The organism is Labilibaculum manganireducens, from assembly GCF_002843385.1.
Taxonomy (GTDB): domain Bacteria; phylum Bacteroidota; class Bacteroidia; order Bacteroidales; family Marinifilaceae; genus Labilibaculum; species Labilibaculum manganireducens.
In genome coordinates this window covers 1-1,826 of the sequence record NZ_MVDE01000080.1, presented here as the reverse complement: position 1 = coordinate 1,826, position 1,826 = coordinate 1, and the positions used below count along the sequence as shown (strand labels likewise).

Below are 1,826 nucleotides of genomic sequence, written 5' to 3'. Positions count from 1 at the left end.
CCCGCACGCCAATAGACTAAGGTTTCCTGATCAACGCTAATCGGATCAGGGTTAGTCGGGACCTAAGGGGCAGCCGAAAGGCGAACTCGATGGACAACGGGTTAATATTCCCGTACCGGCTTTAACTGCGATGGGGTGACGAAGAGATGAAAGCACCGCGAACTGACGGAATAGTTCGTTGAAGACCGTACGTGATGATAGATGCAGGCAAATCCGCATCTTGAGCTGAAAGTCGATAGTACTGCAATGCTACGGCAGCGCAGATAGTGTGCCTAATTTTACTTCCAAGAAAAACCTCTAAGCATCAGGTTAAAGCTGCCCGTACCACAAACCGACACAGGTAGTCAAGTAGAGTATACTAAGGCGCTCGAGTGATTCATGGCTAAGGAACTCGGCAAAATAGTCCTGTAACTTCGGGAGAAAGGACGCTCTCAGCGATGAGAGCCGCAGTGAAATGGCCCAGGCGACTGTTTATCAAAAACACATGGCTTTGCAAAAACGAAAGTTGAAGTATAAGGCCTGACACCTGCCCGGTGCTGGAAGGTTAAGTGGAGATGTTATTTTCGGAGAAGCATTGAAATGAAGCCCCAGTAAACGGCGGCCGTAACTATAACGGTCCTAAGGTAGCGAAATTCCTTGTCGGGTAAGTTCCGACCTGCACGAATGGTGTAACGATCTGGGCACTGTCTCAGCCATGAGCTCGGTGAAATTGTAGTATCGGTGAAGATGCCGATTACCCGCAACGGGACGGAAAGACCCCGTGCACCTTTACTGCAGCTTCACATTGATTTTGGGTAAGTAATGTGTAGGATAGGACGGAGACTACGAAGCGGGTTCGCCAGGACTAGTGGAGTCAACCTTGAAATACGTCCCTTTGCTTATCTGGAGTCTAACGTCTGACGACGGACAGTGTGTGGTGGGTAGTTTGACTGGGGTGGTCGCCTCCAAAAGAGTAACGGAGGCTTCTAAAGGTACCCTCAACACGTTTGGTAATCGTGTGAAGAGTGCAATGGCACAAGGGTGCTTGACTGTGAGACATACAGGTCGATCAGGTACGAAAGTAGAGCATAGTGATCCGGTGGTTCCGCATGGAAGGGCCATCGCTCAAAGGATAAAAGGTACGCCGGGGATAACAGGCTGATCGCTCCCAAGAGCTCATATCGACGGAGCGGTTTGGCACCTCGATGTCGGCTCGTCACATCCTGGGGCTGGAGAAGGTCCCAAGGGTTGGGCTGTTCGCCCATTAAAGTGGCACGCGAGCTGGGTTCAGAACGTCGTGAGACAGTTCGGTCCCTATCTGTTGTGGGCGTTGGAAATTTGAGAGGATCTGACTCTAGTACGAGAGGACCGGGTTGGACGAACCTCTGGTGCATCTGTTGTGGCGCCAGCTGCATTGCAGAGTAGCTACGTTCGGAAGGGATAAGTGCTGAAAGCATCTAAGCACGAAGCCTACCTCAAGATGAGATTTCCTTTAAGGGTCGTTGGAGACTACGACGTTGATAGGTTGCAGGTGTAAAGGCGGTGACGTCAAAGCCGAGCAATACTAATTACCCTAAAACTTCTGAGTGGGGTGTTCATTTCTGAATTTTTTCGGAAGTTATTTTTACTTTGATTTTTTTGATATGTCTATGATATTATCTTGAGGGTGTAAGCCCAATATTAGATGAATGATTTTAGGTGTCTATTGCATCGGGGTTCCACCTCTTCCCATTCCGAACAGAGAAGTTAAGCCCGATAGCGCCGATGGTACTGCCTTTTTGGTGGGAGAGTAGGTCGACGCCAACTTTTAAAGAGTCTTGTTCCAATGAGGAATGAGACTCTTTTTT

At 49.2% G+C, this 1,826-nt stretch carries 2 rRNA genes; both read left to right on the top strand.

Annotated elements, in window-relative coordinates:
- Nucleotides 1-1,567, top strand: a 23S ribosomal RNA gene (locus BZG01_RS21240); the annotation flags it as partial.
- 106 nt (nucleotides 1,568-1,673) lie between these two features.
- Nucleotides 1,674-1,785: ribosomal RNA gene (gene rrf, locus BZG01_RS21235) — 5S ribosomal RNA — on the top strand.
- Nucleotides 1,786-1,826: the final 41 nt, after the last annotated feature.